This window comes from Actinomadura chokoriensis (assembly GCF_039529475.1).
In the GTDB taxonomy this organism is placed as follows: Bacteria; Actinomycetota; Actinomycetes; order Streptosporangiales; family Streptosporangiaceae; genus Spirillospora; species Spirillospora bangladeshensis.
On the sequence record NZ_BAAAMW010000002.1, the window covers coordinates 796,730 to 823,664 of the forward strand.

Consider the following 26,935-nt stretch of genomic DNA (forward strand, 5'->3'; position numbering starts at 1 on the left):
CGGACGGGCAAATGGATCGAAACTTTCCCAGATCCGCGCGGCCGGACATGGCATTTGGCCACTTTTGCCATTATTAGACGTATGAGCCAAGATCCCGACGAGCCGCTGGACGGCGACATCGGTCCCGCCTCCGCGCGCGAGCCGGGCGCGGTGCAGGCCGACGCCGCCACCGACGCCGCCGACGCCGCCGAGGAGCTGCGGCGGTACGCGGCGGAGCGGGAGGAGCGGCGGCGCCGCACCAACGCCGTGTCGGGGCGGATCGCCGTCGCCGTCGCCGCGCTGCTCCTGGCGTTCCTGACCTACGACTCCGTCCGCACGGCGATCGAGGCGCACGCCAGGGGGGACGACTGGGTCTATCCGCCGGCCGTGATCGCCGGGATCTGCGCGGTGGCCCTGGCGGCCCTGCTGACCTGGGCGTGGCGGCGCCGCCGTCTCGGCATGTGAACCCGGACCGCGATCTTCGTAGCAGGTCAGATAGCCTTCTACAAGTGACCGACAGCGCGAATCCAACCATTGACATCCCAGCCGATCTCAAGCCCGCCGACGGCCGTTTCGGGTGCGGTCCGTCCAAGGTCCGCCCCGAGCAGCTCGCCGCCCTGGCCGAGTCCGGTTCCACCTACATGGGGACCTCGCACCGCCAGAAGCCGGTGAAGTCCCTGGTCGGGCGCGTCCGGGAGGGCCTGTCCCAGCTGTTCTCCCTGCCCGACGGCCACCAGGTCCTGCTGAGCAACGGCGGCACCACGGCGTTCTGGGACGCGGCCGCGTTCGGGCTCGTCCGGCAGCGCTCGCAGCACCTGACGTTCGGTGAGTTCTCCAGCAAGTTCGCCAAGGTCACCACGAGCGCTCCCTGGCTGGGCGAGCCCACCGTCATCTCCGGCCCGGCCGGAACGCACCCGGAGGCGTCCGCCGAGGAGGACGTCGACGTCTACGCGCTCACCCACAACGAGACCTCGACCGGCGTCGCGATGCCGATCAGGCGCCCGGCGGGCACGACCGCGCGCGAGGGCCTCGTCCTGGTGGACGCCACGTCCGGCGCGGGCGGCCTGCCCGTGGACGTCACCGAGACCGACGTCTACTACTTCGCGCCGCAGAAGTGCTTCGCGGCCGACGGCGGCCTCTGGGTGGCGCTGGCGTCCCCCGCGGCGCTGGAGCGGATCGACGAGATCGCCATGTCCGACCGGTACGTCCCCGAGTTCTTCAACCTGAAGACGGTCGTGGACAACTCCGCCAAGGACCAGACCTACAACACCCCGGCCGTGGCCACGCTGATCCTCCTCGCCGAGCAGATCGAGTGGATGAACGGCAACGGCGGCCTGGAGTGGACGACGTCCCGCACGGCCGACTCGTCGCGGCGGCTCTACACCTGGGCGGAGAAGACGTCCTACACGACGCCGTTCGTGGTCGACCCGGCGCAGCGCTCGCAGGTCGTCGGCACGATCGACTTCAACGACGACGTGGACGCCGCGGCCGTCGCGAAGACGCTCCGCGCCAACGGCATCGTCGACACCGAGCCGTACCGCAAGCTGGGCCGCAACCAGTTGCGCATCGGCATGTTCCCGGCCATCGACCCCGACGACGTCGAGGCCCTGACCGCCTGCATCGACTACGTCGTCGAACGCCTCTGACGGTGTGAACCCCCGGGGGTGCCACGCCGCACTCCCGGGGGCCCGTCCTAGGCGACGGCGAGGGGCGAGCCGGTGCCGCCCGCGCGCCGGACGGCCCGGTGCAGCAGGCCGGCGCGGTCGCGGTCCCGGTCGGCGGCGGTGAAGCCGGTCCAGACGCGCGGGTCCATGTCGGTGTCGCGGGCGGTGGGCGGGAAGTTCGCGGTCGCGAGCACCTCGGGCCGGTCGCGGCGGCCGGGGCGGCGCTCCATGCCGACCTTCACGTAGGTGCCCTCGCGGAGCATGACGACGGTGCTGAACCGGGCGCTCGTGTGCCGCTCGGCGTCCCGGAACCAGCGCGGGTTGGACGCCCAGTAGATGTTCTGGTCGGTGTCCACGGCGACGGTCAGCGGGCTGAGCGCGCCCCGCGCCAGGTGCACCTCGGTGGGGCGGTCGCGGTGGACCCAGGCGAGCGCGACCCGTCCGACCACGGCCTCGAGGACGGCGGCCACGTCGGCCGGCCCCCGGCAGCCGGCGAGGAGCTGGAAGATCGGCTCGCTGTCGGTGGTGCCGGCGGCGGGCGGCAGCGCGAAGCGCGACCGCAGCCCGGCGGCGTCGATGTCCCCGTTGTGGGTGGCGACGAGGTCACGGACGGCCATCGGGCTCGCATTGCGCGGCTCCAGCGGCGACCCCTGCGTCGCCCAGCGGGTGTGGCCGAGCGCGACCGGCGAGCGGTCCAGCTCCGGGACGTACGCGGGGCGCCAGACCCCCGAGAAGGGGCCACGCCCCTTCAGCACCCGGCAGCCGCCTGCGGGGCCCCCGAGGCTCGGCCGGCCGCCGAGGCCCGGCCACGCGCCGAGCAGCGCGAGGCCCGCCGAGTCGGTCCCGCGCTCCTCCGCGAGCATGCCCAGCGTGACGAACACGTCCGACGCCCGTCCCGGGTCGTCGGCGAACGGCGACCGCACCATCCCGAACAATCCGCACATGTCTGATGAGATGCAGATCATGGGCGGACGGTTCGAGTCGTGCATCCGGCCGAATAAGCTCGGACCCGTGAACCGCGCGCCCCAATGGCTGCTTCCCACCGTGCTGACCGCGCTCGTCCTCGCCGTGGTCGTCGGTGCGCTGCTGAGCTGACCTGTGCCGGTCACAGACGTGCGGGCCATATGATCGACGGGGCGCGGAACGGGGATGATCAGACCATGTCAGCAAGCCGCGTCGCCGTCCGCGCCGGGGCCGCGGCCGTCCTCGCCGGCGCCTCCGTCGCGGCCTTCTCCCCCGGCGCCGCCGCCGCGGCGAAGGGCGACCGGACGGCGTTCACGATCAGGGACCCGCGGATCACCGAGTCCAGCGGCCTCGCGGCGAGCACCCGGCATCCCGGGATCGTCTACACGCACAACGACTCCGGCGGCGTCCCGCAGGTCTTCGCGCTCGGCCCGGACGGGCGGGTGCGGGCCGTGCTGACGGTGGGCGGCGCGAGCGCCCGCGACTGGGAGGCCATCGCGGTCGGCAAGGACGGCCGAGGCCGTCCGGCGATCTTCGTGGCCGACATCGGCGACAACCTCGGCGGCGCCTGGCCGTACGTGACGGTGTACCGGATCCCGGAGCCGTCGCGGATGCGCAGTCAGACGCTGCGTGCGACGGCGTTCAAGATGAAGTACGAGGACGGGCCGCGCAACGCCGAGACCATGATGATCAACCCGCGGACGAACCGGCTCTACATCGCCAGCAAGCTGTTCGGCGGGAAGATCTACGAGGCGCCCGCGAAGCTGCGCACCGGCGGGTTCAACGTGATGCGGAAGGTCGGCGACGCACCGGCCATCGCCACCGACGGCGCGTTCTCCCCCGACGGCCGCACCTGCGTGATCCGGACGTACTTCGGCGCCCGGCTGTACTCGGTGGGGGCCGGCGGCAGGCCCGGCGAGGCGCTGACGTCGATCGACCTGCCCATGCAGAAGCAGGGCGAGTCGGTGACCTACACGGCGGACGGCAGGTCGCTGCTCGTCGGGTCGGAGGGCACGAACCAGCCCGTCCACCAGGTGCCGCTGCCGGAGGAGGCGCTGCCGTCGCCGTCGCCGTCCGCCTCGCCCGAGCACGGCGGGGCCGCGAGCGGCGCCGAGAACGGCCGCCGGGACGCGGGCGGCGCGCGGGCCGGCCTGTTCCTCGCGCTCGCGATCGCGGGCGCGGTCGGCTACGGCCTGCTGAGGAAACGCCGGTGACGGCCGGGAACCGAGTGGCGGCCGGGAACCGTACGACCTGACCGGCACGATGGAAAAGGCTTTCGGAGGACGACCGGATCGCGGAAGGAGGCGACGGTCCCGCGCGGACCCGTGTGAGGATGCGGACTGTGGAGCATGAGCTGGTGGGCCTCGCGGGTTCCGGCGGCCGGTGGCGCCCGGTCGCCGCGGGCCCCTTCACCGTCGCCGCGGTGGCGCTCGCGCTGCTGCCGATCCGCCCGGTGTGGCTGTGGGGCGCGCTGATCGGCGCCGTCGCCGCGGTCCCGTGGCTGCTGGGCGCGGTCCCCGACGCGCGCCGCCGGCGGCCCCGGCCGTACTGGCGGCTGTCGGCGGCGGGCCTGGAGAAGATCGGCCGCGGCGGGCTGGTCCTGGTGTCCTACGAGCGGTCCCGGATCGACGGCCTCGCCATCACCACCGGGGACGGCGTGCTGACCGTCTTCCACCGCTTCGGGCGGACGGCGGTCGGCGGCATGACCGCGATGGGCCTGGAGCCGCTGGCGGTGTTCGTCACGGCCCGCCGGCTCGGCATCCCCATGCACGTCCTGGACGGCGAGGCGACCGACCTGCTCGACCCGGCGCTCGACGAGGCGCTGCGCGTCTCCGGGCTGGAGGACGACGTCCCGGGCGGCGGGCCGCTGCCGCGCGACCACGCGGTGGAGAAGCGCCTGCTGGACCAGGAGGCCGCGCTGCTGGCGGCGGCGTACGAGCCGCCCGCCGAGCCGTCCACCGGGGACGGGCCGGCCCGCGGCAGGGGCCGGGCCCGCGAGCAGCGGCTGGACACCCCCGAACCGCTGCCGAGCCGGCGCCGCATCATGCTGCTCGGCGCGCTGACCGCGCTGCTCGGCGCCGTGATGATCGTCCGGATCGCGCTGGACGGGACGAGCGAGTTCGGCGCCCGGCTCGCCGCGGGCTGCTGGGCGCTCGCCGCGATCGCCGGGGTCCTCGCGGCGCGCCGCCGGCTGCTGCGCGCCGCCCAGATCCGCTGGACGATCACCGCCGAGCGGCTGCTGGTGCGGGCCCGTCCGGGCCGCCGCCGCGAGGTCCAGGACCTGCGCGCCGGCGATGTCGCGGCGGTCGTCGTCGGCCCCGGCCTGCGGCTCGACCCGGTCAGCGGGGAGCCGCGCCGCGCCGACCTCGCCGCGCTGGCGTTCGGGCACCGGCTGGAGCTGGTCGCCCGGCTGCCCGCGCACGGCCTGGACGGCTTCCAGCTCGCGCACGCCCTCGACGACCACGGCTACCGGGTGATCACGCCGGGGGCGCGGGCGCCGCGCCGCCCCGACTACGGCCTCGAAGGGCTGCCGGAGATCTTCGCGCAGGTGCCCGGCGGGCGGCTCATCGTCACCGACGGCGGGCTCGGCTGGGCGGACGCCGCCGGCGACGTCGTGCTGAAGATGCCCGAGGACCGCATCGGCGGCATCGAGCTGCTCACCATCGGCGGGCACGCCTGGGTCCGGCTGTACGACTCCGACGGCGACGAGTTCTTCGCCGCGCCGCTGTCGGCGCTGCGGATCTCCCGCACCGACCTGCGCGACACGGCCCGCCGGGCGGGCCTGCCGGTCAACGACGCCGAGTACGACGCCTACATGAGCGCCGCGTTCCATTCGGCCATGTCCGCGCTGGCGGCGCCGGAGTTCGAGCGGGCCGCCGCCGCGCTGCCCGCGCAGACCACCGGTCAGGACGGTCCCGGCCAGGACGGCACGGGTCAGGAGGGCACGGGTCAGGACGGCGCGGTCGTGGACGCGGCGGCGGAGGGCGTCGCGGCGCCCTTGCCGCAGGATGTCACGTTCCCCGTCCTCACCCCGCCGAGCCCCGCCACGGCCCCGGGCGCGCTGCTGGACGCCACCCGCCGCTCCCGCATCGGGACGTACGGGATGAGCGTGCTGCTGTGCGAGGCGGTGGCCCTGCTGGGCGCCGTGTGGCTCGGCCCCGACCTCGGCGGCTTCAACACGACGGCGAGCTGGTCGGTGCCCGCCGGGCTGCTGATCGGGCTCTTCGGCTACTGGCTCTACGACCGGAACCGGTCGCAGCTCCGCGTGACGTCGGCCGGGCTCGCGGTCGTCACCAGGCGCGGCAAGGTCGAATGGGACCTGGCCCGCGACCGCATCGGCGGCGTCGGCATCGACGAGTCGGCCGAGCGGATGCCGCGGCTGGTGGTGTGGGCGCCGTCCGGGCGGGTGCTGCGGCAGATCACGTTCCCGCCCGACCTGGACGAGCTGCGCCGCGCCTGCGAGCGCTACGGCGTCCCGTGGGGGCCGCCCGACGCCGACCGCCCCGCCCCGCCGCCGCCGGAGCTGTGACGCAGCGACCAGGTCTTCAGCGACTCGTAGGTCACCTGCGTCCGGTCCTTGCCGGGCAGGTCGCTGCGCATCAGCTGGACGGAGTCGGCGGTCCACGGGGCGCCCGCGAACGCCGACAGCGGCTCGATCAGCGACCGCACGTCCACCGGGCGCCTGGACCGTGCCAGCGTCAGGTGGGGGCGGAAGCCGCGGTGCTTGTCGGGCAGCGTCCCGACGCGGCGCCCGGCCGCGGTGGTGGACGCGGCGAGCCGCGCCAGCCCGCGCCGGTCGCCGTACAGGCCCGTCCACAGGACGCGGGCGTGCGCGCCGCTGCCGGGGAACGCGCCCGCGCCGGCCAGTGACAGCGTCATCCGCTCGTGGCGTCCGGCGGCGCGCTCCAGCCGGGGCAGCAGCCGGTCGAGGGTGCGGTCGTCGACCTCGCCGAGGAACGTCAGCGTGACGTGCAGCAGATCGCGCCGCACCCAGCGCAGCTCGGGCAGCGCGTCCCGGTGCGGGCGGACGGCCTCCTCGAGCTCGTCCAGGATGTCCGGTGGCGGTACGAGCGCCACGAAAAGCCTCATGGGAGCGTCCGGAGGGCCACCCGGCCAGCTTTCCAGCAGACGGCACCGGTTGTCACGCGGATCGGCCGCTCATCCCGCGGCGCCGGTCATCCTCCGGCCGGACCGCACCCGCCGCACGCGCCGGATCCGTCGCAGCCCGGCCAGGCCCTCGCCCCGGGCGGCCAGCGCACCGACGGCGAGCGCGGCGAGGACCGACACCAGCCCGCCGAGGACGAGGCTCATCCGGGCGCCGAAGTGCTCGGCCAGCCATCCGATGGCGGGCGCGCCCACCGGGTTCGTGCCGAGGAACACCAGCATGTACAGGGCCATCACGCGGCCGCGCATCTCCGGGGACACGCCGAGCTGCATCGTCGCGTTCGCCGCCGTCGTGATCGTCATCATCGCGATGCCGGTCGGGACGAGCAGCGCCAGGAACAGCCAGTACGTCGGCATGAGTCCGGTGACGGCCTCCAGCGTCCCGAACACCAGGCCCATGACGACCAGCAGCCGCAGCCGCGGCCTCGCGACCCGCCTGGCCGCCAGCAGCGCGCCGCTGAGCGCGCCGAGCGCCAGCATGCTGGATGCGAGCCCGAACGCGGACGCGTCGGTGTGGAAGACCTCCTTGGCGACCAGCGCGACCGTCATGTTGAAGTTCATGCCGAACATCGCGAGGAACCCGATGAGGATCAGGACGAGCATCAGGTCGCGGCGCCCGCGCACGTAGCGGAGCCCCTCGCGCAACTGCCCCTTGGCCCGCTTGACCGGCGGGGACTCGCGCAGCTCGTCCGCCCGCATCGCGGAGAGCCCGAACAGGACGGCACCGAACGACGCCGCGTTCACGAGGAACACCGGCCCGGTGCCGATCAGCGCGATGAGCACCCCGGCGATGGCGGGGCCGAGCAGCCGCGCGCCGTTGAAGGTGGCGCTGTTCAGCGCGATCGCGTTCGGCAGGTCGCGCTTGCCGACCATCTCGACCACGAACGTCTGCCGGGTCGGGTTGTCGACGACGGTGGCGACGCCGAGCCCGAACGCCAGCACGTACACGTGCCAGACCTGCGCCTGGCCGCTGATCGCCAGCAGACCGAGGATCAGCGCGAGCACGCCCATGGAGATCTGGGTGATCACGAGGACGCGCCGCTTCGGGTACCGGTCGGCGATCACGCCGCCCCAGAGCCCGAACAGCAGCATCGGCAGGAACTGGAGCCCGGTGGTGATGCCGAGCGCGGTACCGCTCCCCTGGGCCAGTTCGAGGACGAGCCAGTCCTGCGCGACGCGCTGCATCCAGGTACCGGTGTTGGAGACGACCTGCCCGGCGGCGTACAGCCGGTAGTTCCGGTTCCGCAGCGAACGGAACATCCCGCCGCGCGTCGCGTCCTCGGGCTCGTCCGCCGCAGGCTCGTCGGCCTTCGGGGCGGGCGGAGGACCATCGTGGAACGTTCCGTCCTCCTTCGCGGCGGCACCGGTGACCGCAGACTCATCACCCGGCGCACGCTGCTCGAACTGCGCCGATCGATCAATCTGCGGCACCGGCCCGACCGGCGCCGCCTCGCCGGACCGTCCGGCGCCCGTGCTCTCGGGCGCGGGAGCGGGCTCGGGGGCGGCGGTGAAGCCGGGGGTCTTGGGAGCGGCCGTGAAGGTCGCGCGGGTGCCGGGGTGGCCGGGGGCGGGGCGGCGGCGGGAGCGCACGCTGGTCGCGGTGTTCGCCGGCGCGGTCGCCGGGGCGGCGGGGGCGGCGGTGCCGGCGGCGGCGCGGGGCGGGTGCACGAGCCGCCGGCCGCGGGCGCCGCGCGCCGCGGCCCCCTCCGGTTCGTCGGGTGTTTCGTTAGCAGAAGTCATTATCAAAGCTAACGGTAATCGGGGCGTCGGCATTCCGGCAAGGAACAGCCACACCACTCCGGGGTCAGGACCTGCTGAGCCGGTCGATGATCGGCGCGGCGCGGCGCAGGATCTCCCGCTCGTCGGCGGTCAGCTCGGCGAGCCGGCGGGCCAGCCACGCCTCCTTGCGGCGCCGCTCGTCCGCGAGCAGGGCGGCGCCCTCGTCGGTCGCGTTCAGCACGACCTGCCGCCCGTCGGTCGGATGCGGGCTGCGCACGACGAGCCCGCGCTCCTCCAGGTAGGCGATCACCCGGGTCATCGACGGCGGCTGCACCTTCTCGTGGTCGGCCAGCTCGCGCGGCGTCATCGATCCGTGCCGCTCGATGGCGGCGAGCGCGGCGAACTGCGTGAGCGACAGCGGGCGCCCGCCGTCGCCGGTCGCGGGCGCGCGCAGCGTGCGGAGCCGGCGCGTCAGCCGCGCGATCGAGATGCGCAGCTCCTCGGCCAGCCCCGGCGCGGACGCCGTACGGCCGCGGATCGGTGGGGTTGTCATCGTCATTGGTCTCCCGGGTGCTGCTGCCCATGCTGCCACGCCGCCCGCGGCATGCGCGCCTCCGGTCCCGGCGGCCGGTTCCGGGGCCGGTGGTGAGCCGCTCGTCACCCCGGCCGCGGGGAGACTCCCCGGCCCGTGCCACGTAGCCTGAGGGCATGACCCGAGCGCGCCGTCCGGATCCGCCGCCGATGCAGACCAACGACGTCCGTATCGCGGCGGCGGGCACGGCCGCCTGGGCGGTCGCTCTCGTCGCCCTGCTCATCGTGGGCCTGCCCGCCGATGACCGCTGGTGGCCGTGGGTGTGCGTCGCCGGCATCGGGATCGGCCTGTTCGCCGTGTGGTACGTGCCGAGGCTCCAGTCCGGGCGCGCCCGGCAGGAGGCCGCCCGCGCCGCCGAACGCCGGGCCGCGCTCGACGGGCCGGGGGCGTCGCCGGCGGTCGAGCGCGACCGGCCGGCGGAGCCCGCCGACGACCGCGAGCGCGTCGACTAGGCCCCCTCGGCCAGGACCCCCTCGGCTAGGGCTCCAGGTCCGCTTCGGCCAGGAGGACGTGCAGGGACTCAGGAGCGCGCAGGACGGCCTCGACCAGCAGCCGGTCGCGCCAGTTCCCGGTGGACCAGGCGAGCGCCCGCGCCAGGCCGTGGACGCCGCTCGCGTGGACGGCGCCGTCTCTCGTCCACCACGGGACGTCCTCGCCGTCCACGATGAGGCGATCGTGGGCGAGGTAGTCGGCGGGCGCGTCCGGCAGGAAGGCTCTGACCACGTCCGGTACGGGGCGCTTCTCCCCCTCCGATTCGATCTCGCCCGGCACTTCGTCCCCGGCCGGCGGGAGATCGAGGAGTTCGGCGAGGCGTGCGTCGCGTCCTTGGGCAGCGATGATGAGCGGCTGCCCTTGGAGAAGCGGCAGGAGGTCGGGGCTGTCCAGGATGAGGGCGTCCCCCGCCTCCACGACCTCGACCTCACCGTCGACTATGGCGCGCACATGCTCGGGTGGCTCGATGACCGCGTCGGCGGCGTCGGCCAGGGCCGTCCACAGCACGCCCGACTGCGCACGGGTCACCGGCCGGTCGGGCTCGGCGAGCCGGTCGAGCAGCTCTTGGGCGCCGCCCGGCTCCTCAAGGAGTTCTTCCAGCGAGGTGCGGACGCCCAAGGCGAGCAGGAGCCGCTCGTCCAGGCCCTCTGGGGCGATGTCGTAGAGCCCTGCCAGCGACTCGTCCCCGCCTAGGCGGAACTCGCCCGGCCTGCGTCCGTCCAGTACCGGATGGCGCCCCAGCCACCACGCTGTGTACGACGGGACGGCGACGCGCCTCCCGTTGTGGAGGGTCACGTGGGCGGGGTCGACGATCGCGGCCCGCCACGGCGGCCCGGCCAGGACCCTCAGCGCGGCCGCCCAGTCATCGACGAGTTCCAGGTCGCGGACGGCCGCGAACTCCGGGACGAGGGGCGGGAGGTCCTGCGGCCCGATCCGCCTCAGGGCGTCGTCGGCCCAGAGGTCCTCGTCGTCCAGTTCGAGGGTCTCGACCTCATCGGCGAGGCCCATGAGGTTGACGTCTTCGGCCTTGGCCAGCGCGAACCCGTCCAGGACGCCGACGGCCGTCAGCGTTTCCGCGCCCCACCGCTCCAGGACCTCGCCGTCCACCACGCCGAACGGCGCGTCGTCGGCCATGAGGGCGCGCAGCGGGCTCTCCGGCAGCAGCAGCTCACCCGCCGGGTAGAGCTCCCCGTCGTCGCCCGGCAGGGCCAGCTCGGCCAGCCACGGCTCATCGCCCGGATCGACGTGCGCGGCGCCGACCAGGCCCAGCACGGCCTCCGCGACCGCGTCCGGGTCGTCGGCCTCGAACGACTCCTCGACGGCCGCCCGGACCCCCGGATCGGCGAGCACCGTCCGCGGGCCGGCCTCGATCGCGCCGAGCCGCGTCAGCAGCGGATGGACGGCCTCGGGGTGGACGAACCGCAGCCCGAGCACGTCCAGCCCGGCGGGGTCGGCGCCGTCGGCGATCAGCAGCCCGCGCGGCCCGCGCACGACCCGGCCCGCCTCGCCCGCCAGCGGCACCGGCAGGGCGCCCAGCGCGTCCCTCGCGGCCCCGTCGAGCGCCCCGTACACCCGGTGCCACCACGCCGGCTCCCGGTCCACAGCGGCCAGCTCGTCGATCACGTCGGCCAGCTCGACCCGCCGCACGCCGAGCGCCGCCAGCGCCGGGCTGCGCGCCGGCCACTCCGGCGGCAGCAGCCCGCCGACGACGGCGTCCTCACCCCCGAGGCCCCCGAGCACCTCGACGAACGGCGCGGGCGCGTCCACGGCGATCGCGTCCCGGCCGCGCGTCCGGTGCGGCAGCAGCGGCGCCTCGGGCAACCGCTCCCGGATCTCCCGCCGCACCCGCGCGTCGAGCTCGCCCGCGCCCACCGGGCCCGGCACGAGATCGAGCACGCGCGGCGACACCGGCAGCTCGCCCAGCAACCGCACGTAGTTCTCGGCGGCCCGCTCCACCAGGAAGTCGGTCAGGGCCCCGGGGGCGACGTGCCGCCGGTCCGGTGCGAGCGGGAACGACGCGATGAGCAGCGCGGGCAGGTCCAGCCGCTCGTCGCTCGGCGTGGGCGCGTGCACGACGCTCGGCATGCCGTCGGGCCATACGTCCTCTGGCAGAGCCCACCGGACCTGCCAGAACGGCCGCGCCCGCTCCTCCACGGGACGGTCGTGCAAGAGCGCGCCGGGGATCTCCCCATGCGCCTCGACCGTCCGCCAAGAGCCGCCGTTGATGACGACCTCGCCGCTGCCACGCCGTTCGGCGGTCAGGCGGCGGACGTCCCCGTCAACATCGATCTCAACCTGCTCCAGGGCCGGCAGGGCCAGCATCAGCGCCGCCCCGACGTCCCCCAATTGCCGCTGCACAGACGCCACCGCGTCTTCTAGCAGCGGCAACCGCACAACAGTGTCGAACCCCTCCGGCACGGAGGGCACGTCGTCCAACGGGAAGGGGAGCCGCAGCAACGGCACATGCCCGCCCCGCCGCTGCACCTCCTCGGCGAGCGCGGGCACCGCCTCGACCAGCTCCCGAGCCCGCGCCCGGGACCAGCCCACCCCGGCCGTCCCACCGCCACGCGTCCGGCCACCGGCCAACTCGCCACCCTGCGCGTCATCGCGCGGGGCTCCGCCGTCGCGGTGACCATCCGGACCCGCGGGCAGGACCGACGCGATCCCAGGAGCGTCGCTGACGGCCACGACGGCGGCGAAGCCGACCCCGAAGCGGCCGGTCGCGCCCGTCTCGTCGCGCTTCGCGGAAGCCCGCAGGGTCGACAGGGCCTCCACACCGGCAGCGTCCAGGGGGCCGCCGGTGTTGGCGGCGGTCAGGACGGCGCCCGCCGGGGACGTCCGCAACGTCAGCCGAAGCCGGCCCGGGACGGCGGCGCGCGACGCGGCGTCGGCGGCGTTCTGGGCCAGCTCGATGACGACGCGGTCGCGGTAGCCGCCGAGGGCGTAGTCCTCCTCGGCGTTGGCGTCCTCGCGGAAGCGCGCCGGGGACTCGGCCCAGGCGCGCAGCACGCGGTCGCGGAGGGCCGCGGTGCCGAAGGCGTCCGGCATGTCAGCTATGGCCGAGCGCCTCGTCGTCCAGGGGCGCGGCGTCCTCGCCCGCGGCCGGGACGATCTCGTAGCCCAGCTCGTCGATCACCGGCGGGTTGTGCTCGGACGCGGCCGGCAGCGACACGGCCTCGGAGTGCGCGCCGCACCCGTGGTCGGCGGAGACCACCCGGCCGTCGTCGGGCGCGTACTCGTTGGCGCAGACCCCGAAGACCTGCCGCAGCTCACCGGCCAGGCCGACGAAGAAGCCGCAGGTCGAGCACTGGGCGGGCGCGGACGCCGCGATCGGCGCGCGGGGCCCCGCGGTGCCCTCGTACCAGCGGGTCGCGGCCTCGTCGCGGCCCTCCCGCGACAGCACCCGGACGCGGCCGAGCCCGAGCTCCCACTGGGCCTCGCGGTCGGTGGAGTCGTCGACCTGGGTGAACCCGGGGGCGAGCCGGACGTCGTCGGGCGCGGTCGGCAGCAGGTCGCCGGGGCCGAGGTCGCCGGGGCGCAGCCGCTCCAGCCACGGCACCCACGACGGCGCGAGCAGCGCCTCGTCGCCGGGCAGCAGCACGCACTCGCTCACCGTCACGTTCTTCGCGCGCGCCGCGCGCGTCACGGTGACCGCCCACCGCCAGCCCCGGTACCCGGGGTCGAGGCACGCGAAATAGTGCGTGACCACCCGGTCGGCCTCGGCGCGGAGGCCGAGGTGCTCGCCGACGCCGAGCGGCCGGGCCGTCTCCTCGGCGGCCTCGCGGGCGAGGTCGACGGCCTCGGCGCAGGCGGTGTCGACGGCGGGGGTACGGGTCCGGCGGGCGGGCCCGGACGTGGTGCGCGCGGCGGCGGGACGCGCGGGGCTGGACTGGCGCTGTGGGCTCACCCCTCAATTCTCGCCCATCCGGGGGCGTGGCCGGACACCCGACCGGCGGCGGACGCCAGGTGATCCTCCATTCCGGCGGGGAACGTACCCTCAAGCGAGGACTCCGATGGCCGTACCCCGGTGCCGAGCCGGAACGGCCGCTGGGAGAGATCAGGGCGCATGGCAGACGGGTCGAGGGTCGGACGGTCCCTGCGCGCCGTCCGCGGCGGTGCCGCGCGGGCGGGGCGCGGGGCGCGCTCGGCCGTGCTCGGGACGGGCCGGCTCACCCGCCGCGTCACGCACGCCCAGGGCGCGGGCCGCAGCGGGCTCGGCAGCCTGATCGAGGCGTCCGCGTTCAACTCCGCCGGCGACGCCATGGTCACGGTCGCGCTCGCCGGGACGCTGTTCTTCGGCCTGGACGTCAACCAGGCGCGCGGCCAGGTCGCCCTCTACCTCGTCGTCACGATGGCGCCGTTCGCGCTGGTCGCGCCGCTGATCGGGCCCGCGCTCGACCGTGCCAGGCACGTCCGCAGGTACGCGATCGCCAGCACGTTCGTGATGCGGGCGCTGCTGTGCTGGGCGATGGCGAGCGCGCTCCCGCACGGCGACCAGGTCACGTTCCTGCCCGCCGCGTTCGGCGTGCTGGTGCTGTCGAAGGCGTTCGGGGTGCTGCGGGCGGCGGTCACCCCGCGCGTCCTCCCGGACGAGATCACGCTGGTGACGGCGAACGCGCGCGCCTCGTTCGCGGGGCTGATCGCGGCGTCGGTCACCGCGCCGGTCGCGGCCGGGCTCGCCGTGCTCATCGGGGCGGGCTGGGTGCTGCGCATCGGTACCGTGGTGTTCCTGCTGGGCGTGGTGTTCACGATGCGGCTGCCGGGGCACATCGACGTCCCCGAAGAGGGCCCGCAGCCGGAACCGGCCACGAGCCGGGCGCGCCGCTGGCGGCCCTTCCCGCGCGTCGGGCCCGTCATCGCGGAGGCGATGGAGGCCAACGCGGTGCTGCGCGCCTTCTCCGGCTTCCTGATCATCTATCTGGCGTTCCTGCTGCGGCAGGAGCGCTTCGACCCGGTGTCCCACCATGTCGCGCTCGGCCTGCTGGCGGCGTGCGCGGGCGCGGGCGGGCTGCTCGGCACCGCGCTCGGCGCCTGGATGAAGGCGCGGGCGCCGCGGTTCATCGTGTCGGCGACGCTCGCCGCCGTCACCGGCGTCACCGCGGCGGGCGCCGCGTTCTTCGGGCTGTGGGCGGCCCTCGCCGTGGCGACCGCGGCCGGGCTCGGCCAAGTGCTCGGCAAGCTGTCCATGGACGCGGTCGTGCAGCGCGAGACCGGCGAGGAGATGCGCTCGTCCACGTTCGCGGTGTCGGAGACGCTGCACCAGCTCAGCTGGGTGCTGGGCGGGCTGCTCGGCCTCGGCATGTCGATCGTCGCGGACGGGCGCGTCGCGCTCGCGATCGTCGCGGCCGCGCTCGCCGTCGCGTTCGGGCTGCTCGTCTCCCGGCAGGCGGGGACGCGCCGCCGCATCCGCCGCCGTCCGGCCCCGGCCGCGACGATCAAGGACGCGCATCCGGAGATGCGCGCCTGACCCTCAGGGCACGGGTCAGGGCGCCAGGTCGTCGGCGACGGCCCGCAGCACGGTGGCGATCTTCTTCGCCTCCGCCGGGGCCGGGTGCTTGCCGCGCCGGTAGGTGTTGGAGATGCCGTCCAGCAGCTTGATGAGGTCCTCGGTGATCACGACCATCTCGTCCGGCTTCTTGCGCCGCTGCTTGGCGATGGTCTTCTCCACCGACGGCAGCGACTCCAGCACCCGGACCTGGAGGGCCTGCTGGCCGCGCCTGCCCTCCACCACGCCGAACTCGATGCGCTGCCCCGGCCTCAGCGTCGTGACGCCGCCCGGCAGCGCCGATGAGTGCACGAAGACCTCCCCGCCGTCATCGCGGGTGAGGAAGCCGAACCCCTTGTCGGAGTCGTACCACTTGACCTTGCCAGTCGGCACCGGAGACCTCGTTCGGTAATCGTCCTGAATCGCCCTCAAGATTAGTGCCTCGCCACGGGCCGGTGAACATGCCGGGTACCCGCCGCGACGCCCGCGGGGCAACGCCTCCGACGCTATCCGGGACGTCCGCGGACGGCACCCGAATATCGCCGCGCAGATCAGGCTGCCCGGAATCCGCCGAGCCACTCGGGGAAGGCCAGCAGGTCCGGCAGGACGACGTCCGCGCCGTAGGCGGTGAGGGCCGCCGAATCGAACGCGCCGGTCGCCACGGCCACCGCCACGATCTCCGCTGCCCGCGCGGCGTCCACGTCACCGGTGTGGTCGCCGATGTAGGCGCGGGCGCCCTGCTCGCGCAGCGCCGCGCCCTTCTCCGCGCCGAACAGCCCGCCCACCACGGCGTCCACCCGCAGGCCGAGGAACCGGACGGTGCGCTCGGTGTCGGCCTGGTTCTTGCCCGACACGACCACCACGCGCCCGCCCCTGCCCCGAACCGCGTCCAGCGCGGCGGCGGCGCCCGGCATGAGGACGGTCGCCGGGATCGCGACGTCGGGATAGATCGCCCGGTACCGGGCGGCCATCGCGGGCACCTCGTCCGCCGGGAACCAGTAGGCCAGCTCCTCCTCCAGCGGCGGCCCGATGCGTCCGACCACGGCCTCGGTGTCGATCGGGACGCCCGTCTCGGCGGCCAGCGCGGCGTACACGGCGCCGATCGCGGCCCGCGTGTCGGCCAGGGTCAGGTCGAGGTCGAAGCCGACGGCGAAGGACGCGCGGGCGGCCGCGCCGGGGGATTCGGGGGGTTCGAGATCGAGCACGCCCACAGGGTAAGGGGCTGGACACATGAAAGGACCCGCGCTCTCCTGGTAGTGGCGATGCGACGGGATCCGAGTAGGAGAGCACGGGACCGTGGTCTCGATATACCCGAGGCCCCGACCACAAACCAGCTGACCAGGGAAAACGCAGTCCCCGAACACCCCACCCCGACCCCAAGGACGATCACTCCGCCGTCCGCCCCCCGGCACAGCCCCGGTGCCCCGGCGAAGGAGGCCGCACATGGCAGACAACCCCGACCGGCCGGTCGACCAGGCGCCGCCCGCCCCGGAGCCCGCCCGGGAGGCCGCCCACGCGCGCACCCAGGAGCACGGCATGACGCGCACCGAGCCGGGCGGTGACCACCGCGCCCCCCGCGTCCGGCGCTCGCTGCGGGACCGCACCACCGGGGCACGGCGCCGCACCGCCGGCGCGATCGCCACCGCGATCTCCGTCGTGACCACGCTCGTCGTGCTGATCCTGGCCGTGCACATCGTGTTCGTGGCGTTCGAGGCGAACACGGCGAACGACCTCGTCCGCTGGTTCGGCGACCGCGCCACCGACCTGTGCTGGCAGTTCAAGGACGTCTTCCAGCCCGCCGACCACAAGACGGAGGTCGCCGTCAACTACGGCCTGGCGGCCCTCGTCTACCTGGTGATCGGCCGGGCCCTCGTCGGCCTCGTCCGCCGCCTGGACTAGCCGCCTGGACTAGTCGCGGCCCGGGAAGCGGACGTTCTCGAACGGCCAGGCCGTCGTCACCCACTGGCGGACGAACGCCTCCAGTTCCTTCTCCAGGACGGAGTTCTCCTCGTCCGCGCGGACCCAGAACACCACGACGGCGTCCGAGCCCGGCTCGTCGGACGGCGCCACATGGATGCGGCCGAGCTGCCGCTCCCCGTCCGGGGTGATCACGACGTAGCTGAACGAGCGCCGCAGCTGCCCCTGCTTCTGCAGCCACGCGACGTCGATCAGCGCCTGCTCGAAGGTGAACTCGCTGTCGGGCCACCCCCACTCGGGCCCGAACCGGCCGGCCAGCCGGTCCAGGCTGCCGATCACGGCGCCGTAGTCCTTCACCACGTCGTGCACGGTGATCGGGCGGATCTGGAAGTCGGGCCCCGCCACCAGCGTGGGCACCACGAAGTCCTCGGGCAGGAACTCCCCGCCCGCCGCCTTCCGCGGAGACTTGAACATCGTCGACCTTTCCGGCGACGCCCCTTCCGGCGACGGGGCGTGCGGCACGAACTCTAGTCCCCCGCGCCCCCGGACGAGGCGCATCCCGGATCCGGGCGCGCCGCGTCCCGGACGGGGGCGCACCCCCGGAATCGGGGCGTGCGGCGCGGAGGCGGCGGCCCGCGGCCCCAACATGCCTTAGTGTTCTTCCGGAGGAATTCATCACCATGACGCCATCCACGCGCGAGCGCATCGTGTCCGAGTCGCTCCGGTTGTTCGCCGACCGGGGCTACGCGGCCACGTCGGTCGCCGAGATCGAGGCCGCGGCGGGCCTGTCCCCCGGCGCGGGCGGCCTCTACCGGCACTTCCGGTCCAAGGAGGAGGTGCTCGCCTCCGCCATCCGCGAGCACATCGAGCGGACCCGCCGGCAGATCAGCGACGTCCTCAGCAACGCCACCGTCTTCGAGGACCGCCCGCTGGAGATCCGGCTGCGCATGACGTGCCAGGCGGGCCTCGCCAAGATGCGCGAGGAGCAGGACCTCATCCGGGTGCTGTTCCGCGACCTCGACCAGTTCCCGAACCTGGTCGCGGAGATGCGCGAGGGCATCGTCAACCCGCTGTACGACGGGATCGCGACCTGGCTGTCCGAGCAGCCCGAGTTCGAGGGCTCCGGCGAGGACTGGCCCGCGATCGCCTCCATCCTCGGCGGCGCGGTGGTGAACTACTGGCTGGCGAACGAGTCGATGTACGAACCGCCGACCCGCATCGACGAGAAGCGGTTCGTGGAGAGCTGGGCGCGGCTCGGTCTCGGGCTGGTGCACCTGGAGCGGACGCCCGCCACCTGACCCGCGGCGCCTGACCTGCGACGGCGCGGCCCCCGCCGGCGCCGGGCACGTTCCGCGGGCTCCTACCCTGGAGTCCCGCGTCATCGCGGCGTGCACGCGACATAAGGTTGGGGAACGGCATGGAAACGTACGCGGACTGGCTGCGCGGGCGAGGCGACGACGAGCTTCGCGCGCTGCTGTCCGCGCGTCCGGAGCTGCTCGCGCCCGTCCCCGCCGACCTGACCGCGCTCGCCGCCCGCGCCGCGACGCCCGCCGCGGTGTCCCGCGCGCTCGACCGGCTCGACCGCTTCACGCTCGCCGTCCTCGAATGCCTCATCGTGCTGCCCGCGCCGACTGCGGACGCGCTCGCGGCCGGCCTCGGCGCGACGTCCGCGCAGGTCGAGCGGGCGCTCGGCACGCTGCGCCGCTACGGGCTCGCCTGGGGCGGCGGGACGCCCGCCGCCGCGCCCGGCGTCCGGCAGGCGCTCCCGCACCCGGCCGGGCTCGGCCCGCCCGTCCAGGAGGTCTTCGCCGGCTACCCCGCCGAGCGGCTCACCGACCTGATCACCGACCTGGAGGGGGCGGCGCCGCGCGGGTTCCCCGATTCCGCGCGCCTCCTGCGCCGGCTCGCCGAGCTGCTGGCGGACCCGGCCGCGCTCATCGAGGACGCCGGCCCGGAGGCGCGCGCCGCCCTCGACCAGCTGGCCTGGGGGCCGCCCGTCGGACGGGTCGCCGACGCGCGCCGCCCCGTCCGGATCGGCACCGCGACCACCCCCATCGAGCGGCTCCTCGCCCGCGGCCTCCTCGCCGCCGAGGACGACCGCACGGTCACCCTGCCGCGCGAGGTCGCGCTGCACCTGCGCGCCGGCCGGCTCGTCCGGGACGTGCCCGCCGAACCGCCGCCGCTCCCGGCCCGGCCGGGCGAGCCGCGCCCCGAGGACGTCGTGGTCCGCGCCGCGGCGGGCGAGGCCGCGGGCGCCGTCCGCCTCATCGAGGAGATCCTCGAACGCTGGGGCCTCGACCCGCCGCCCGTCCTGCGCAGCGGCGGCCTCGCCGTCCGCGATCTACGCACCGCGGCGACCCTGCTGGACGTCCCCGAGTGGAAGGCGGCCCTGCTCGTCGAGATCGCCTACGCCGCCGGGCTGCTCACCCGCAGCGGCGACCTCGACGGCGAATGGCTGCCCACCCCCGCCTACGACCTGTGGCTGATGCGCGACACCGCCGGCCGCTGGACGGAGCTGGCCCGCGGCTGGCTGAAGTCCGACCGCGCCGCCGGGCTGGCCGGCGACCGCGACGACCGCGACCGGCTGATCAACGCGCTCAGCGAGGCGATGGTCCGCTCCAGCGCCCCCGCCACCCGCCGCGAAATCCTGGACGTCCTCGCCGGCGCCGGCCGCGGCGAGCTCGTCGACGAGGACGCGCTGCGCACCCGGCTCGGCTGGCTGCGGCCCCGCCGCGGCGGCCCGACCCGCGAGCGGCTGCTCGGCTGGACGCTGCGCGAGGCCGCCGCGCTCGGCCTCACCGGGTTCGGCGAACTCGTCCCGTTCGCCCGCGACCTGCTCGCCGGCGACGACCCCGAACCGGCGCTGGAGAAGTACCTGCCCGCGCCCGTCGACGAGATCCTCATCCAGGCCGACCTGACCGCGATCGCGCCCGGCCCGCTCGTCACCGACCTCGCCCGCGAGCTGGCGCTCACCGCCGACGTCGAGTCCACCGGCGGCGCCACCGTCTACCGGTTCACGCCCGAGTCGGTCCGCCGCGCCCTCGACGCGGGACGGTCCGCCGCCGACATCACCGACCTGCTGACCCGGCACTCCGCGACCCCGCTGCCGCAGCCGCTCACCTACCTCATCGACGACGTGGCCCGCCGGCACGGGCACCTGCGCGTCGGCGCCCTGTCGTCCTACGTCCGCACCGACTCCGCCGCGACGCTCGACGAGATCCTCGCCGACCGGCGCGCCGAGCCGCTGCGGCTGCACCGGCTGGCGCCGACCGTCCTCGCGTCCGGGCTGCAGCGCGCCGACCTGCTGGACGCCCTGCGCGCCATGGGCTTCGCGCCGGTCGCCGAGGCGCCCGGCGGCGGCGTCATCGTCACCCGGCCGGACGCGCAGCGCGCCGACCCGCCGCCGACCGCCGAGATCGTCCGGCTCCGCCCCGACTCCCGCACCGACAGCTCGATGATCTCCGCCGCGGTGCGGGCGCTGCGGGCCGGCGACGAGGCGTCCCGGCACGGCGCCGAGCACGCCCGGCAGGCGCCGGCCGGCGAACCGCCCCGCTCGCCCGCGATGGCCACCATCGAGCTGCTCCGCGCCGCCGTCGACCGCGGCGGGCGCGTCTGGATCGGCTACCTCGACCAGCAGGGCCAGGCGTCCAGCCGCATCGTGGAGCCCGTCCGCGTCGAGGGCGGCTTCCTGACCGGCTACGACGCCACCCGCGCGGCCGTGCACCGCTTCGCCCTCCACCGCATCACCGGCGTCTCCGAACTGGACGGCGACACCGCCACGTAGCGCCGTCCGGGCGGGTGCGGGGCGCGGGCCGTGATCTTCCGTGCGATGGAACCCGCGGCGGCGTCCGGAGGTCCTAGTCTTGAGGTCCCATCGGTGAGCGGAGGAGGCCCGCCCGTGAGCGGATACGGCGGCAACCCGCCCGGCTGGCAGGACCCGTACGGGTCGCAGCAGGGCTGGAGCGGATCACCGTATCCCGGCGGTCCGCAGCCGCAGCCTCAACCGCAGCCGCTCGGCTACGGCTACGGTTACGGGCCCCCGGGCGTGCCCGTCCGGCAGCGGAGCAGCGGCTCCACCACCGCGTGCCTGGTCTGCAACATCGCCAGCGTGCTGCTGTGCTGCGGCATCCTCGGCATCCCGGGCGCCATCGTGGCCGCGATCGCGATGAGCCGCGTCGACACCAACCCGGAGTCGGCGCGCAAGCTGACCGTCGCGGGCTGGATCCTGTTCGGCCTCTCGATCCTCTGCGGGATCATCCTCGGGATCCTGTACGTCGTCATCATGCTCCGGGCCGACTCGGGCTACGACTCCGGCTCCGGCATCTAACTCCCCAGGCCGCCCAAGCTCCGCGAAGGCGAGCCCCGTGAAGGCGGGCCCCGTGAAGGCGGGCCCTCGGGAAGACGGGCCCCTCGGGAAGACGGGGCCCTCGGGAAGAGCGGAGCCGCCGGCGCCGTTGAAGGATGCGTTCCCGTCCGGATCGCACGACGCGCCGCCGTGCCTGGGGTAGCGTGCGGCAACGGGTGTCCGGACGTGGCATCGACCATCCGCTTCGCGACGGGGGCTTCTGCTTTGACCGACGGTCCGCTCATCGTCCAGTCCGACAAGACCCTGCTGCTGGAAGTCGACCACGAGCTGGCCGGCGCCTGCCGCAAGGAGATCGCCCCGTTCGCCGAACTGGAACGGGCGCCCGAGCACGTCCACACCTACCGGGTGACGCCGCTCGCGCTGTGGAACGCCCGCGCCGCCGGGCACGACGCCGAGCAGGTCGTCGACACGCTGATCAGGTACTCCCGCTACCCCGTCCCGCACGCCCTGCTGGTGGACGTCGCCGACACGATGGCGCGGTACGGGCGGCTCCGGCTGGAGAAGGACCCGGTGCACGGGCTCATCCTGTCGTCCTCCGACCGGTCGGTGCTGGAGGAGGTCCTGCGGGCCAAGAAGGTCAAGGGGATGATCGGCGACCGCGTCGGCGACGACGCGGTCGCCGTCCACCCGAGCGAGCGCGGCGCCCTGAAGCAGGCGCTGCTCAAGCTCGGCTGGCCCGCCGAGGACCTCGCCGGCTACGTGGACGGCGAGGCCCACGCGATCTCCCTCGTCCAGGACGGCTGGCGGCTGCGCTCCTACCAGGAGGACGCCACGTCGGCGTTCTGGCACGGCGGCTCCGGCGTCGTCGTGCTGCCCTGCGGCGCGGGCAAGACCATCGTCGGCGCGGCCGCCATGGCCCGCGCACAGGCGACCACGCTGATCCTCGTGACCAACACCGTGTCGGCGCACCAGTGGAAGCAGGAGCTGCTGCGGCGCACGTCCCTCACCGAGGACGAGATCGGCGAGTACACCGGCACGAAGAAGGAGATCCGGCCGGTCACGATCGCCACGTACCAGATCATGACGACGCGGCGGAAGGGCGCCTACACGCACCTGGAGCTCTTCGACGCCCGCGACTGGGGCCTGGTCGTCTACGACGAGGTCCATCTGCTGCCCGCGCCGATCTTCCGCATGACCGCCGACCTGCAGGCGCGCCGCCGGCTCGGCCTCACCGCCACCCTCGTCCGGGAGGACGGCCGCGAGGGCGACGTGTTCTCCCTGATCGGGCCGAAGCGCTACGACGCGCCGTGGAAGGACATGGAGTCGCAGGGGTGGATCGCCCCGGCCGACTGCGTCGAGGTCCGCGTCACCCTCACCGACTCCGAGCGCCTCGCCTACGCGACCGCCGAACCGGAGGAGCGCTACCGCTTCTGCGCCACCACCGACACCAAGACCAAGCTCATCAAGGCGCTGGTCGACCGGCACCGCGGCGAGCAGACGCTCGTCATCGGCCAGTACATCGACCAGCTCGACGAGCTCGGAGCGCTCCTGGACGCCCCCGTCATCAAGGGCGAGACCCGCGTGCGCGAACGGGAACGCCTCTTCGACGCGTTCCGCTCGGGCGAGATCAACGTGCTGGTCGTGTCGAAGGTGGCGAACTTCTCCATCGACCTGCCAGAGGCGTCCGTCGCCGTCCAGGTGTCGGGGGCCTACGGGTCGCGGCAGGAGGAGGCGCAGCGGCTGGGACGCCTGCTGCGGCCCAAGGCATCGGGGGCCGGGGCCCGCTTCTACGCGGTCGTCGCCCGCGACACCCTCGACCAGGACTACGCCGCCCACCGGCAGCGCTTCCTCGCCGAACAGGGGTACGCGTACCGCATCGTGGACGCCGACACCGTCCTCGCCGGCAAGGACTTCTAGGGGCTCGTCAGGGCTTGGGCCAGTTCCTGAGGGCGCTGTCGAGGGCGTCCAGGGTCCGTTGCCAGGACGCCTCCACGTCGCGCGGGTGGTGCTGGAAGGCGCCGGCGGTCTCCAGGCTGACGTAGCCGTGGAACACGCTGCCCAGCATCCGCACGGCGTCGGTCTGGTCGGGCTCCGGCAGATCGTAGGCGCGCAGGATCGCCCGCGTCATCTCCGCGTGCCGTCCCGCGGCGCTCGCGCGCGCGGTTTCGAGGTCGAGCTCCATCCGGGCGGCCGCGTACCGGCCGGGATGCCGCTTGGCGTAGCCGCGGTATGCGCCCGCGAAGGCCACCAGCGCGTCCTTGCCGGCGCGCCCGGCCACCGCGGCGGCGACCTCGTCGGCGAGCTCGGCCAGCGCGAGCAGCGCCACCCGGGTCTTCAGGTCGTGCGCGTTCCTGATGTGCGAGTAGAGGCTCGCCTCCTTGACACCGAACCGGCGCGCGAGCGCCGCGACGGTCACCTTGTCGAAGCCGACCTCGTCGGCCAGCTCCGCCGCCGCCCGGGTCAGGCGGTCGACGGTCACTCCCGCGCGTGCCATGGCACCCTTCCTGTCCGCCTACACTATTAAAGCATTTGCCTAAGGCCCTTAGGAAGATTAGCCTCGCAGCCCATGAAACCGCTCACCGAACACGACGTCCGCACGTCCTTCGTCAACTGCTCCAAGGGCGAGGCCAAGCGCCTCGACCTGCCCAAGGACTTCGCCGACCTCCCCTGGGACGACCTCGACTTCCTCGGCTGGCAGGACCCGGGCGCACCCGGACGGGCGTATCTCGTCACCGAGCGCGATGACCGCCTGGTGGGCCTCTCGTTGCGCGTCGCGTCCGGGGCGTCCCGGGGCTTCACCTCGCGCAGCATGTGCTCGCTGTGCCTGACCACCCGCACCGGCGGCGGCGTGGCCCTGATGACCGCGCGCCGGACCGGCGAGGCCGGGCGCCAGGGCAACTCGGTCGGGCAGTACATGTGCACCGACCTCGACTGCTCCCTGTACGTCCGCGGCAAGAAGCAGTCCGTCGCGGGCAGCGGGCTTGACGAGTCACTCAGCCTGGACGAGAAGGTGGCGCGCGTCCTCGTGAACCTGCACGCGTTCCTGGACAAGGTGACCCGCTGACCCGTCCACCACAGGCGACGGCTTCGGGCGGGAGGGCGAACCGGGTGGGCATCACGGTGAATCAGGCGGCCGGGACGTCTTCGGCCGGCCGGGCGGGTTCGGGATCGTCCACCGCGGGTGTCCGCTGGGGCAGCAGGAGCGGGGTGGCGAGCAGGAGAACGCCTGAGATCGTGATCGCCGCCAGCGGACCCGTGAAGGTGGCCAGGACGCCCCACACCACCATGAAGCCGGCCTGCGAGAGTTTGCTGCTGACGCTCCATGCGCTGAGGACCCGGGCGGTATGGCTCACCGGCGTCCGCTGCAGACGTTCCGTGGCGTAGATCGGGTTGAAGACGCCCATGCACGCGATCAGCAGCCCCTCGACGATGATCACGGTGATCAGCCCGGTGACGCCCGGGTGGACGAACGCGAGACCGAGCGGGAAGACCGACCGCAGCCAGCCGGAGACGATCATGACGCGGTGCCGGCCGTAACGCTCCGCGAGGCGCGCGGAGAGGCGAGCGCCCACGAAGCCGCCGACCGCCGGGATGCCGAAGGCCAGACCGTACTGCCACGCCGTGAAGCGGTACTCGCCCAGCAGGAGGACGGCCACGAGCGGAGAGGTGGCCATGATCAGGCCGCCGACCAGGACCGAGTTGAGGAACAGGCGCCGCAGCACGCGGTCGTCGAAGATGAAGCGCCAGCCGTCCAGCAGGTCGGCCGCACGCAACCGGGTGGACGCGTCGCGGGGCGCCGCGACGTCGCCCCCGCGGATGCGGCGGACCGCGAGCGCCGACAGCAGGTAGCTGAAGGCGTCGGCCAGGATCGTGACGACCGGGCCGAGCAGCCCGATGAGCGCACCGCCGAGCGGCGGGCCCACCGCGGTCGCCGCCCAGCTCGTGCCCTCGAACCTCCCGCTCGCGACGAGGAGATGCTCGCTTCGGACGAGGTACTTCAGGTACGCGCCCGATGCGGCGGTGAACGCGATGCTCGCGGTTCCGGAGACGACCGAGACGACCAGCAGTTGGACGTAGGACAGCAGGCCGAGGAAGTACGCCGGCGGAATGCTCGCCATCGCGGCGAAGCGGACCAGGTCCATCCCGATCATCACGGGGCGCTTGGCCCGGTGCTCGACCCACGGCCCGAGGGGAAGCGCGACGATCGCCGCGACGGCGAGCCCGGCGGCTTCGAGGAGCGAGACGGCGAATGCCGGCGCGTGCAGCACCTGGACCGCGATCAGAGGGAACGCGCCGAAAGCGAGCCACGTGCCGTACGTGCTGACGGCGTAGGCCGACCACAGCCAGCCGAAACCGGCCCCCAGCTTCACGCGCACATGACTCCCTCACGGACAACCGGCAGTTGGGCTGTTGAAGCACAGCAGCGATGCCACAAGGCGTTCAAACAACCGCGCCCCGGCGAGCCACAACGGTGAGTTGTGCGCACCTACGCTGGCTCAATGGACAGCGAAGCGGTGCGGTCGTTCGTCCGGGCGGCCGAGCTCGGGCAGTTGCAGCATGCGGCCGACGAGCTCGGTGTGACACAGCAGGCGGTGTCGAAGCGGATCGCCTCCCTCGAACGCGAGCTGGCGGTGCGCCTGTTCACCCGTACCGCCCGAGGGGTCGAGCTGACGCTCGACGGCCAGGTGTTCCTCCCCCATGCGCGGAGCATCGTCGCGGGTGTGGATCGCGCCGTCACCGCGGTGAGGCCGGGCTCACGGGCCCTTCGGATCGACGTTCTGGGCTTGCGAAGCGCGCAGGCCGTCATTCTGCACGACTATTGGCGATCGAATCCCGGAATCGACCTCGACGTAGTGACACTCAAGGTCGACGACCCCCATGTGGCGGCGGCCGCCGTCCAGGCGGGCGATGTGGACGCCTCATTCCGTACCGTCACCGATCCGGCCACGCTGCCGCGGGACGTGCAGATGGTCCGCGCTTTCGACTCCCCGCTGGAACTGCTCGTCGGGCCGCGTCACCCGCTCGCCTCCGCCCGGACGCTGACACCGGACCGGCTGCGCAAACTGCGGATCTGGGTACCCGGCATCGTGCCGCGAAGCGAATGGGCGGAGTTCTACGACGAACTCGTCACCGCCTTCGACCTCCGCGTCGATGCGACGGGGCCGAACTTCGGCAACGAGGTCCTCCTCGACGCCCTCGCGGACTCCTCGGACGTCGCGACCCTCGTAGGCGCCCGCGACCGGTACATCTGGCCGGCGAACTACGACCTTCGCCGCATCCCGATCGTGGAACCGACGCTCGCCTACCCGCTCCACCTCATGCTCCCGAGGACCAATCCGCATCCGGGACTTCGGGCGGTCATCAACCACTTCGCGAGCCTGGCGCCGCCTCCCGGGCCGGTCTGGCTCCCGTCCTGGGCGAGGACGGCACGCCGCAGCGCCGACCAGTGACGTTCTGGGACGAGGCCATCTCGCCGTCGAAATGAGAATGGCCCCGCCGGTGTCGGCGGGGCCATTCTGCAATATATGTCCGGCGGCGTCCTACTCTCCCACACAGTCTCCCATGCAGTACCATCGGCGCTGAAGGGCTTAACTTCCGGGTTCGGGATGGGACCGGGTGTTTCCCCTTCGCCAAAACCACCGAACGCCTCAACG

General features: G+C 74.0%; 25 protein-coding genes and 1 rRNA gene. 14 read left to right on the top strand and 12 right to left on the bottom strand.

Translation table 11 applies throughout. The features are described from left to right. The first annotated feature begins 81 nt into the window (after nt 1-81). Together ABFX46_RS07850 and serC are read left to right on the top strand one after the other, a co-directional pair. Nucleotides 82-444, top strand: coding sequence for a hypothetical protein (locus ABFX46_RS07850; protein WP_346040660.1), 363 nt, complete (start codon nt 82-84; stop codon nt 442-444). 44 nt (nt 445-488) lie between these two features. Further along, nucleotides 489-1,625: a phosphoserine transaminase gene (serC, locus tag ABFX46_RS07855; protein WP_346040661.1), complete on the top strand. Its 1,137-nt coding sequence runs from the start codon at nt 489-491 to the stop codon at nt 1,623-1,625. A 47-nt stretch (nt 1,626-1,672) separates the two neighbouring features. Here the strand turns inward: serC and ABFX46_RS07860 are convergent, their stop codons facing one another. Next, entirely contained in the window at nt 1,673-2,569 is an 897-nt protein-coding gene (locus tag ABFX46_RS07860) for a class II glutamine amidotransferase (protein ID WP_346040662.1), read from the bottom strand. A 16-nt stretch (nt 2,570-2,585) separates the two neighbouring features. Here ABFX46_RS07860 and ABFX46_RS07865 point away from each other — a divergent pair, with 16 nt between their 5' ends. The 3 genes from ABFX46_RS07865 to ABFX46_RS07875 all read left to right on the top strand — a co-directional run bounded on the left by ABFX46_RS07865 (nt 2,586) and on the right by ABFX46_RS07875 (nt 6,135). Continuing rightward, entirely contained in the window at nt 2,586-2,738 is a 153-nt protein-coding gene (locus tag ABFX46_RS07865; protein ID WP_163053879.1) for a hypothetical protein, read from the top strand. A gap of 65 nt (nt 2,739-2,803) precedes the next feature. Beyond that, complete coding sequence (locus ABFX46_RS07870; RefSeq protein WP_346040663.1) at nt 2,804-3,820, top strand: hypothetical protein; 1,017 nt, start codon at nt 2,804-2,806, stop codon at nt 3,818-3,820. 128 nt (nt 3,821-3,948) lie between these two features. After that, entirely contained in the window at nt 3,949-6,135 is a 2,187-nt protein-coding gene (locus ABFX46_RS07875; RefSeq protein ID WP_428831218.1) for a hypothetical protein, read from the top strand. Here ABFX46_RS07875 and thpR read toward each other — a convergent pair. The 3 genes from thpR to ABFX46_RS07890 all read right to left on the bottom strand — a co-directional run bounded on the left by thpR (nt 6,072) and on the right by ABFX46_RS07890 (nt 9,042). After that, on the bottom strand, nt 6,072-6,695 hold the full coding sequence (gene thpR, locus ABFX46_RS07880; protein ID WP_163062691.1) for an RNA 2',3'-cyclic phosphodiesterase: 624 nt from the start codon (nt 6,693-6,695) through the stop codon (nt 6,072-6,074). The two genes, ABFX46_RS07875 and thpR, sit on opposite strands and share 64 nt — an antisense overlap. Nucleotides 6,696-6,764: 69 nt before the next feature. Beyond that, nucleotides 6,765-8,510, bottom strand: a complete 1,746-nt coding sequence (locus ABFX46_RS07885; protein ID WP_428831219.1) for an MFS transporter — start codon at nt 8,508-8,510, stop codon at nt 6,765-6,767. Nucleotides 8,511-8,574: 64 nt separating this feature from the next. After that, nucleotides 8,575-9,042 (bottom strand): MarR family transcriptional regulator, encoded by a 468-nt coding sequence (locus ABFX46_RS07890; protein ID WP_131944645.1) that lies wholly within the window; start codon nt 9,040-9,042, stop codon nt 8,575-8,577. A 155-nt stretch (nt 9,043-9,197) separates the two neighbouring features. Between ABFX46_RS07890 and ABFX46_RS07895 the strand changes: the two genes are divergently transcribed. Further along, entirely contained in the window at nt 9,198-9,533 is a 336-nt protein-coding gene (locus ABFX46_RS07895) for a DUF2530 domain-containing protein (protein WP_346040665.1), read from the top strand. A gap of 25 nt (nt 9,534-9,558) precedes the next feature. Here ABFX46_RS07895 and ABFX46_RS07900 read toward each other — a convergent pair whose 3' ends face one another. Both ABFX46_RS07900 and ABFX46_RS07905 read right to left on the bottom strand, forming a co-directional pair. Beyond that, nucleotides 9,559-12,621, bottom strand: a complete 3,063-nt coding sequence (locus ABFX46_RS07900) for a sacsin N-terminal ATP-binding-like domain-containing protein (protein ID WP_346040666.1) — start codon at nt 12,619-12,621, stop codon at nt 9,559-9,561. Nucleotide 12,622: 1 nt separating this feature from the next. Continuing rightward, nucleotides 12,623-13,480: a DUF3027 domain-containing protein gene (locus ABFX46_RS07905; RefSeq protein WP_346040667.1), complete on the bottom strand. Its 858-nt coding sequence runs from the start codon at nt 13,478-13,480 to the stop codon at nt 12,623-12,625. Nucleotides 13,481-13,639: 159 nt separating this feature from the next. On the opposite strand from ABFX46_RS07905, the gene ABFX46_RS07910 reads away from it, so the two are divergent. After that, entirely contained in the window at nt 13,640-15,040 is a 1,401-nt protein-coding gene (locus ABFX46_RS07910) for an MFS transporter (protein WP_346040668.1), read from the top strand. A gap of 15 nt (nt 15,041-15,055) precedes the next feature. Here the strand turns inward: ABFX46_RS07910 and ABFX46_RS07915 are convergent, their stop codons facing one another. Both ABFX46_RS07915 and ABFX46_RS07920 read right to left on the bottom strand, forming a co-directional pair. Then, the gene (locus tag ABFX46_RS07915) at nt 15,056-15,451 is read right to left on the bottom strand and encodes a cold-shock protein (protein WP_131944650.1); all 396 of its coding nucleotides are present in this window, start codon (nt 15,449-15,451) and stop codon (nt 15,056-15,058) included. A gap of 158 nt (nt 15,452-15,609) precedes the next feature. Beyond that, a complete protein-coding gene (locus ABFX46_RS07920) occupies nt 15,610-16,263 on the bottom strand; it encodes an HAD family hydrolase (RefSeq protein WP_346040669.1) in 654 nt (217 codons plus the stop codon). 238 nt (nt 16,264-16,501) lie between these two features. Between ABFX46_RS07920 and ABFX46_RS07925 the strand changes: the two genes are divergently transcribed. Then, a complete protein-coding gene (locus ABFX46_RS07925) occupies nt 16,502-16,957 on the top strand; it encodes a hypothetical protein (RefSeq protein WP_346040670.1) in 456 nt (151 codons plus the stop codon). A gap of 9 nt (nt 16,958-16,966) precedes the next feature. On the opposite strand, the gene ABFX46_RS07930 is transcribed toward ABFX46_RS07925, so the two are convergent. After that, a complete protein-coding gene (locus tag ABFX46_RS07930) occupies nt 16,967-17,449 on the bottom strand; it encodes a GNAT family N-acetyltransferase (RefSeq protein ID WP_346040671.1) in 483 nt (160 codons plus the stop codon). 206 nt (nt 17,450-17,655) lie between these two features. Between ABFX46_RS07930 and ABFX46_RS07935 the strand changes: the two genes are divergently transcribed. The 4 genes from ABFX46_RS07935 (at nt 17,656) to ABFX46_RS07950 (ending at nt 23,198) form a co-directional block, all read left to right on the top strand. Beyond that, entirely contained in the window at nt 17,656-18,273 is a 618-nt protein-coding gene (locus ABFX46_RS07935) for a TetR/AcrR family transcriptional regulator (protein WP_346040672.1), read from the top strand. A 119-nt stretch (nt 18,274-18,392) separates the two neighbouring features. Beyond that, nucleotides 18,393-20,759, top strand: coding sequence for a helicase-associated domain-containing protein (locus tag ABFX46_RS07940; RefSeq protein ID WP_346040673.1), 2,367 nt, complete (start codon nt 18,393-18,395; stop codon nt 20,757-20,759). Between the two features lie 114 nt (nt 20,760-20,873). Next, nucleotides 20,874-21,302 (top strand): hypothetical protein, encoded by a 429-nt coding sequence (locus ABFX46_RS07945; protein WP_346040674.1) that lies wholly within the window; start codon nt 20,874-20,876, stop codon nt 21,300-21,302. 243 nt (nt 21,303-21,545) lie between these two features. Next, on the top strand, nt 21,546-23,198 hold the full coding sequence (locus ABFX46_RS07950) for a DNA repair helicase XPB (RefSeq protein WP_346040704.1): 1,653 nt from the start codon (nt 21,546-21,548) through the stop codon (nt 23,196-23,198). A gap of 7 nt (nt 23,199-23,205) precedes the next feature. On the opposite strand, the gene ABFX46_RS07955 is transcribed toward ABFX46_RS07950, so the two are convergent. Continuing rightward, complete coding sequence (locus ABFX46_RS07955; RefSeq protein ID WP_346040675.1) at nt 23,206-23,775, bottom strand: TetR/AcrR family transcriptional regulator; 570 nt, start codon at nt 23,773-23,775, stop codon at nt 23,206-23,208. A gap of 72 nt (nt 23,776-23,847) precedes the next feature. Here ABFX46_RS07955 and ABFX46_RS07960 point away from each other — a divergent pair, with 72 nt between their 5' ends. Beyond that, a complete protein-coding gene (locus tag ABFX46_RS07960; protein ID WP_346040676.1) occupies nt 23,848-24,345 on the top strand; it encodes an FBP domain-containing protein in 498 nt (165 codons plus the stop codon). 61 nt (nt 24,346-24,406) lie between these two features. Here the strand turns inward: ABFX46_RS07960 and ABFX46_RS07965 are convergent, their stop codons facing one another. After that, nucleotides 24,407-25,657, bottom strand: a complete 1,251-nt coding sequence (locus tag ABFX46_RS07965; protein WP_346040677.1) for an MFS transporter — start codon at nt 25,655-25,657, stop codon at nt 24,407-24,409. A gap of 123 nt (nt 25,658-25,780) precedes the next feature. Here ABFX46_RS07965 and ABFX46_RS07970 point away from each other — a divergent pair, with 123 nt between their 5' ends. Further along, a complete protein-coding gene (locus tag ABFX46_RS07970; RefSeq protein WP_346040678.1) occupies nt 25,781-26,731 on the top strand; it encodes a LysR family transcriptional regulator in 951 nt (316 codons plus the stop codon). A gap of 77 nt (nt 26,732-26,808) precedes the next feature. On the opposite strand, the gene rrf is transcribed toward ABFX46_RS07970, so the two are convergent. Continuing rightward, nucleotides 26,809-26,925: ribosomal RNA gene (gene rrf, locus ABFX46_RS07975) — 5S ribosomal RNA — on the bottom strand. Nucleotides 26,926-26,935 lie beyond the last annotated feature (10 nt).

What these genes read in the sequence shown, in the direction of transcription:
- ABFX46_RS07850 (WP_346040660.1), top strand. Translation starts at nt 82, where the DNA reads ATGAGCCAAGATCCCGACGAGCCGCTGGACGGCGACATCGGTCCCGCC.
- ABFX46_RS07860 (WP_346040662.1), bottom strand. Translation starts at nt 2,569, where the DNA reads ATGGTGCGGTCGCCGTTCGCCGACGACCCGGGACGGGCGTCGGACGTG.
- ABFX46_RS07865 (WP_163053879.1), top strand. Translation starts at nt 2,586, where the DNA reads ATGTCTGATGAGATGCAGATCATGGGCGGACGGTTCGAGTCGTGCATC.
- ABFX46_RS07870 (WP_346040663.1), top strand. Translation starts at nt 2,804, where the DNA reads ATGTCAGCAAGCCGCGTCGCCGTCCGCGCCGGGGCCGCGGCCGTCCTC.
- thpR (WP_163062691.1), bottom strand. Translation starts at nt 6,695, where the DNA reads ATGAGGCTTTTCGTGGCGCTCGTACCGCCACCGGACATCCTGGACGAG.
- ABFX46_RS07885 (WP_428831219.1), bottom strand. Translation starts at nt 8,510, where the DNA reads ATGACTTCTGCTAACGAAACACCCGACGAACCGGAGGGGGCCGCGGCG.
- ABFX46_RS07890 (WP_131944645.1), bottom strand. Translation starts at nt 9,042, where the DNA reads ATGACAACCCCACCGATCCGCGGCCGTACGGCGTCCGCGCCGGGGCTG.
- ABFX46_RS07895 (WP_346040665.1), top strand. Translation starts at nt 9,198, where the DNA reads ATGACCCGAGCGCGCCGTCCGGATCCGCCGCCGATGCAGACCAACGAC.
- ABFX46_RS07900 (WP_346040666.1), bottom strand. Translation starts at nt 12,621, where the DNA reads ATGCCGGACGCCTTCGGCACCGCGGCCCTCCGCGACCGCGTGCTGCGC.
- ABFX46_RS07910 (WP_346040668.1), top strand. Translation starts at nt 13,640, where the DNA reads ATGGCAGACGGGTCGAGGGTCGGACGGTCCCTGCGCGCCGTCCGCGGC.
- ABFX46_RS07925 (WP_346040670.1), top strand. Translation starts at nt 16,502, where the DNA reads ATGGCAGACAACCCCGACCGGCCGGTCGACCAGGCGCCGCCCGCCCCG.
- ABFX46_RS07930 (WP_346040671.1), bottom strand. Translation starts at nt 17,449, where the DNA reads ATGTTCAAGTCTCCGCGGAAGGCGGCGGGCGGGGAGTTCCTGCCCGAG.
- ABFX46_RS07935 (WP_346040672.1), top strand. Translation starts at nt 17,656, where the DNA reads ATGACGCCATCCACGCGCGAGCGCATCGTGTCCGAGTCGCTCCGGTTG.
- ABFX46_RS07940 (WP_346040673.1), top strand. Translation starts at nt 18,393, where the DNA reads ATGGAAACGTACGCGGACTGGCTGCGCGGGCGAGGCGACGACGAGCTT.
- ABFX46_RS07955 (WP_346040675.1), bottom strand. Translation starts at nt 23,775, where the DNA reads ATGGCACGCGCGGGAGTGACCGTCGACCGCCTGACCCGGGCGGCGGCG.
- ABFX46_RS07960 (WP_346040676.1), top strand. Translation starts at nt 23,848, where the DNA reads ATGAAACCGCTCACCGAACACGACGTCCGCACGTCCTTCGTCAACTGC.
- ABFX46_RS07970 (WP_346040678.1), top strand. Translation starts at nt 25,781, where the DNA reads ATGGACAGCGAAGCGGTGCGGTCGTTCGTCCGGGCGGCCGAGCTCGGG.